Origin of the sequence: Staphylococcus sp. EG-SA-10 (assembly GCF_017151945.1) — a bacterium.
Lineage (GTDB): Bacteria > Bacillota > Bacilli > Staphylococcales > Staphylococcaceae > Staphylococcus > Staphylococcus aureus.
The window spans coordinates 1-6,201 of the sequence record NZ_JACVZJ010000038.1 but is presented as its reverse complement, the minus strand read 5'-3'; the positions used below and the strand labels follow the sequence as shown (position 1 = coordinate 6,201).

5 protein-coding genes and 1 pseudogene are annotated in these 6,201 nt (G+C 33.6%); 1 reads left to right on the top strand and 5 read right to left on the bottom strand.

All coding sequences use genetic code 11. From position 1 onward, the window contains the following. Positions 1–662: 662 nt before the first annotated feature. Genes qoxD through qoxA form a run of 4 tightly spaced genes read right to left on the bottom strand, consistent with a single transcriptional unit; the run spans position 663 to position 4,633 of the window. A complete protein-coding gene (gene qoxD / locus IDG45_RS13450; protein ID WP_001797236.1) occupies positions 663–941 on the bottom strand; it encodes a cytochrome aa3 quinol oxidase subunit IV in 279 nt (92 codons plus the stop codon). Between the two features lie 8 nt (positions 942–949). After that, positions 950–1,555, bottom strand: coding sequence for a cytochrome aa3 quinol oxidase subunit III (gene qoxC / locus IDG45_RS13445; protein ID WP_000017736.1), 606 nt, complete (start codon positions 1,553–1,555; stop codon positions 950–952). Further along, positions 1,545–3,533, bottom strand: a complete 1,989-nt coding sequence (gene qoxB, locus IDG45_RS13440; protein ID WP_001010762.1) for a cytochrome aa3 quinol oxidase subunit I — start codon at positions 3,531–3,533, stop codon at positions 1,545–1,547. Before qoxB ends, qoxC begins: the two co-directional genes overlap by 11 nt. Next, the gene (gene qoxA / locus IDG45_RS13435) at positions 3,533–4,633 is read right to left on the bottom strand and encodes a cytochrome aa3 quinol oxidase subunit II (RefSeq protein WP_000032836.1); all 1,101 of its coding nucleotides are present in this window, start codon (positions 4,631–4,633) and stop codon (positions 3,533–3,535) included. The genes qoxB and qoxA overlap by 1 nt, the downstream gene beginning before the upstream one ends. A 283-nt stretch (positions 4,634–4,916) precedes the next feature. Between qoxA and IDG45_RS13430 the strand changes: the two are divergent. Further along, positions 4,917–5,058 (top strand): annotated as a pseudogene (locus IDG45_RS13430) (hypothetical protein). Between the two features lie 147 nt (positions 5,059–5,205). Here the strand turns inward: IDG45_RS13430 and IDG45_RS13425 are convergent. Beyond that, entirely contained in the window at positions 5,206–5,523 is a 318-nt protein-coding gene (locus tag IDG45_RS13425; RefSeq protein ID WP_001037831.1) for a DUF5011 domain-containing protein, read from the bottom strand. Positions 5,524–6,201: the final 678 nt, after the last annotated feature.

The following is a 6,201-nucleotide window of genomic DNA, read 5'->3' as shown; positions in this document are numbered from 1 at the left end:
AGGAGAAAAAAAGAAGACAACCAAGCCCAATAATGGACTGGCCGCCTAATAATAAAAACTCTAAAAGTTGTAATTTAAAATAGTTCTTTAAATTATATACCCACCACATTTGGTGGAGAACCATAATTAATATAGAAGATATAACATGTATATGGCATTAAGGCATCGACCTTATCTGACCAGTATACGAGTTATATCTTCTTTTTTATAGTGGTAAAAAGTTTAAAGTATAAGGTTGAAGAAGGATGAGTTTAAAAATATGTGTTAACTGATAAAAGGGGAAAACATTTGATGAGTTGGCATCAGACTAAAATGAATGAAGGCGAATACGTTGGACCATGCGTGGTCTGAAAGTTTTCTAAATCTAACTGGAAATGATAATTTAATAATGTACACTTTTGATTGTTTAAACATGTACAATTTTTAAAAACCTAGGGATAATTTTATTGAGGTGAACAACATTGAAATTATCTTTAGACATAAATATGGATTTTGAAGTTACTATATTTATTAGTTGTGGTTGTTAATGTATTAATTGAATTGATTATAATGATTGTCTTATAAGATATAGAAGGGGACTTAACCATTTAAAAATTGAAGGATAATAAAAACCAGCTAACAAAAGTGTTAGCTGGTTAAACTTTACATTATTAAAATGTTGTTTATAAGTGTGAAGAGTGACCGCCTTGCATAACCCAATATGTTCCGACAACGAAACAAAGTGTAATTACAAGAGCAAAGATAACTTTGAATGTTTGTAAACGTCCATCTTTACCTTCAGTTAAATGCATGAACATTAATAATTGAAGTCCTGCTTGTACGAATGCAAAGCCAAAGATAATTGTCAACTTCGCGTGGAATGTTAATGACGTGTATAGTGTTACGTAAACTGCTAAAAGCGTTAATACGATAGATGCGATAAATCCTACAGTATGTTTCATTATTGTACTCATCCGCTATACACCATCCCTATCATATATACGGCAGTAAAGATGAAAACCCAAACAACATCTAAGAAGTGCCAGTATAAACTTACTATAAATAATTTTGGCGCATTATATTTGTCTAATCCGCGTCGTTGGATTTGGATTAATAAACAAATGGCCCAAACGATACCTAGCGATACGTGACAACCATGCGTTCCTAATAGGATAAAGAAACTAGACCAGTAAGAACCAATTGTTGGGTTAACGCCTTCTGATGCATAGTGTGCGAATTCATAAATTTCGAATCCAACAAAGACTAAACCTAAAAGTAACGTAATGATCATCCAAAACATCATTAACTTTTGTTTTTCTTGGCGCATGTAGTAAATAGCAATACCACATGTGTAAGAACTGAATAATAATGCAAACGTCATTATTAAAACAAGAGGCAATTCAAATAACTCAGTAGTCATTTTACCTGCATAATCGCCACCATGTTGCAAAGTTAATAGTGTCGCAAATAGGGTACCGAATAACGCAAATTCGGCTGTAATGAAAATCCAAAAGCCAAGCTTATTTAATTCGCCTTCATGTGTGCGTGAATCAATAGTGTTTGTATCATGACTCATGACTTACAGCCTCCCTTTCTTTAATACGCGCTTCTCTTAATCTAGCTTCAGTTTCAGCAACTTCAGCAGCAGGGATATGATATCCGTGATCGATTTGGAAACTGCGATAAATCATAGTACCAAAAATACCGAATAAACAAATTAATGCTGGAATTACAGTTTCGAAAATTAAGAAGAAACCGCCGATAGTCATAAAGATACCAATCCAGAATCCAACAGGAGTATTGTTTGGCATATGAATGTCTTTGTAATTATGGTTGTCTAAGTAATGACGACCATGTTCTTTCATATCAACAAATGTGTCGTAGTCATTCCAATCTGGTGTAATGGCAAAGTTGTATTTGGGTGGAATTGCTGATGCAGTAGTCCACTCTAGAGTACGACCAAGGCCATCCCAGTTATCTCCAGTTGCTTCACGTGGAGATTTGAAGTGACTGTATACGATACTAACAACAAGGAATAAGAATCCGATTGCCATTAATAATGCACCGATAGTTGAAATTAAGTTTAATAAGAACCAACCATCTGATGGCATATAAGTGTATAAACGACGTGGCATACCATCTAATCCAAGAATGAATTGTGGTAAGAAACAAACGTTAAATCCGATCATGAAGAACCAGAAGCACCATTTGTTTAATGTTTCGTTTAATTTGTAACCCATCATCTTTGGATACCAGAAGATTAAACCAGCTAAGCAGGCAAATACAACACCAGTAACCAATGTATAGTGGAAGTGAGCTACTAAGAAGTACGTATTGTGATATTGATAGTCAGCAGATGCCATTGCTAACATTACACCCGTAACACCACCTAAAAGGAAGTTAGGGATAAATGCTAATGAGAATAACATTGGTGACTCAAATGTAATACGTCCTTTATATAATGTTAATAACCAGTTAAACAATTTCACACCAGTTGGAATACCAATCAGCATTGTTGAAATTGAGAAGAATGAGTTGATTAATGCACCATTACCCATTGTGAAGAAATGGTGAACCCAAACTAAGAAACTAAGGAACGCGATACCGGCAGTTGCCCATACCATACTTTGATGTCCGAATAAACGCTTACGAGCGAATGTCGGGATAATTTCTGAGTAAATACCAAATGCTGGAAGGATAACGATATAAACTTCAGGGTGCCCCCATACCCAGAAGAAGTTAGCCCAAAGCATTGGCATACCGCCATGTGCAACTGTGAAGAATGCTGTGTCAAATATTCTATCAGTTGTCATTAATGCTAACGCTACTGTTAAAGGAGGGAAAGCAAGAATAACAATTAATGTAGTAATAAATGTTGTTACTGTAAACATTGGCATTTGCATAAACTTCATAGTTGGTGTTTTACATCTTAAAATTGTTACAAAGAAGTTGATACCTGTAGCTAAGGTACCAAGCCCTGAAATTTGTATAGCTATTAAGTAATAGTTAACACCCGGACCAGGACTGAATTCACCTGCTAGTGGCGCATAGTTTGTCCAACCAGCTGCTGGTGAACCACCAATAATAAATGACAGGTTGAATAAAATCATACCTGCAAAGAATAGCCAGAAACTTACGTTGTTTAATACTGGGAATGCAACATCACGTGCTCCAATTTGTAATGGAACAACGATATTCCATAAACCAAAGATAAATGGCATTGCCATGAAGATAATCATGATTACACCATGTGTACTAAAAATTTCGTTATAGTGGTTAGATTCTAAAAATTTGTTATCAGGTACTGTTAATTGCGCACGAATAAGTAACGCATCAATACCACCACGGACGAACATTAATACGGCACAGATTAAATACATAATACCGATTTTCTTATGGTCTACAGATGTGAACCATTCTTTGTAAAGATATTTCCATAATTTAAAGTAAGTAATTACTGCGATTAAACCAATAACTAAGAATGGGGCACCAATTTGTGCCATTGTAATCATCCAGTTACCTTTAACTAGTAATTGATCCCATGGAAAATTCATTAATGTCCACCTCCATGATCATCATTGTCTTGATCTTGCGCATCTTTTGAAATTTTCTTCATTTCTTTCGCATTTTTCGATTCATCTTTCTTGAACTCATTGTTATATGGTTCGTCATTTCCAAGAATCATCAATTTCATACCATGTCGTTTATAGTTCGCATTTGTAATTTGAGCTTTACGAGCAGGTATTAATGGTTTGTCTGATACATCTTTAAACATATTTTCTTCACTAGTGAAGTTTGGATCTTTCAATTCGAAATTGAAACGTTTATATGCATAGAAGATGTATTCTGGATCGGCTGCTGGATCAACAAACGCCATATGTGTACCATTAAATTCTAAAGCTTTATTAGGTGTGCTTGGTAATAATTGTTTATCAAATGTATCTTGATCTAACGTTTTCTTACCTTTAACTTCTTTCACCCATTTGTCGTAGTCTTTTTGACTAACGGCATTTACTTTAAATGTTTGACGTGAGAATCCTTCACCATTGAAGTTAGAGTTACGACCTCTGAACGTACCAGTTTGAGATGCTTCTAACGTCCAATTCATTGTCATGCCAGTCATGGCATATTTTTGACCACCTAATTGTGGAATCCAGAAACTTGTCATTGTATCCATAGCTTGAAGCTTAAATACAACAGGACGATCTTTAGGGATTGTTAATGTATTAACAGTCTCTATATGTTCGTCTGGATAAGCAAAGAACCATTTGTATCCTGCACTTACTGCATATACTACCATTGGATCTTTCTCACTCTTCGGTGGTTTTTCGTAATCGTATAAAGTTTTAACTGTAGGAATAGCTAAAGCAGCAACGATTATGATAGGTATTACAAACCATATTGTTTCAATGATGGCATTATGGTGCATCTTACCAGATTCGGCATTCTTATTATAACTATACTTGTAAATAAAAATGGCGAACATGCCAAGTACAACGAAACAAATAACAAGCATGAAGACGATTGAATAAAGAATCAAGAACTTCTGACTACTTGCTACTGGCCCTTTTGCGTTGAAAATTTCTATATTTGAACAACCACTAAGTAAAATTAGTGTGCCAAATAATAGAAGCAAAGACTTAAATTTTGACACTTTTTTGACCTCCTAATACTACAAATGTAGGGCTTAACATTAATTTTAAGTTATTACACAATATTTACAAGGGCTTATAGGAAAAAAATTAATAAAATTGTATCAAAAATGTTGATAAATCAAGGTGTGACGTGGGTTCACACATTTGTTAAAATTATGTGTACATTTTGTGACTAATAGCGTTTTTGAAAAAATTGCTTCATATTTAAAAGGGAAGTTGAGAATAGCTTTCAATTAAAGGTTAATTGAATGAAAATAAAAAAAGTTTGGAATTGTCTAATAAATTGAAAATGATGGCTATTTCATTGAAAGGAAGCGCAAACATTTTAATAAGGAATTTGCCAAAAGTAATTTAACGTTAAACAATGAAAAGTGGAAATTTGTTTGTTCAAAATCAAAACATTCTTTTTAAAAAGAGCAGTTAAGTTTTAATAATTTGATAGGTAGTCCTTTGGTATACAGAAAAAATACAATATTTGGGTTAAAGTTGCAGATGAAGTTGGAATAACAAATAAAATGGTAGCAAAACATGTTCGTTTGCTACCATTTTATTTGCAGTATAGTGATGAGGGCTATTTAACCTCAATATACCTAGTGGAAATTTTAATTGCACCATCTGAATCAGTGACATGATATTTAATTTGATATTTACCAGATTTAGATGTATCAATTTGGCCATCGACTTTAATTTTATCGGTTAAATCTCCATCTTCTTTATCAAATGCACTTATGCCGTTTAGAAGGTTATAATCTTGACCTTTCTTAATAACGATATCATTAGCGCCTTTAATTTGTGGTGTAGTATTCGTCGTTGCATCTGCATTTAAATTTGGTGTTACTAGTGTAGCAGAAACACCGAGGGCTGATAATGACTGTAATAGTTTATTCATAATGTAACCTCCGAATGATAAGTCATTTCTGAGTTAGCTTTACTATACCTTAATTTATATTATTTACACATCATACTATAGTCCTAATCTTACCCTATAAAGAATGAAATTTAAATATAAATTTATAAATAATGAGGAAATAATTATTATTTTGAAAATCTGCCACAATTGTAAAATTAATAATTCCGGGATAATTTGAAATCAAATATAACTTTATTCGACAGTTTGAACTTAAATTATTGTGTATCAAAACAATAAGAAAAGGGAGGCGAAAATGATGAAGAACTACTAATGATTAATTATGTAGTAGTACTTTATCATAGTCACAGCTTCTGTGTTGGGGCCTCGCCGACTTGCATTGTCTGTAGAAATTGGGAATCCAATTTCTCTGTGTTGGGGCCACCACCCCAACTCGCATTGCCTGTAGAATTTCTTTTCGAAATTCTCTGTGTTGGGGCCCCTGACTAGAATTGAAAAAAGCTTGTTACAAGCGCATTTTCGTTCAATTAACTACTGTCTATATAAAATTGTAGAGCCTAGAACAATGTGAAATGAAATGCTCCCTTCAAAGTAGACATTGAAAAAATGAAAACTTTGAAGGGAGCTTTATTTATGTCAATAAAACCTAAAGTAGACATAGATGTACTGCTATATATGTTTCAAGAATATGAAAAAGGC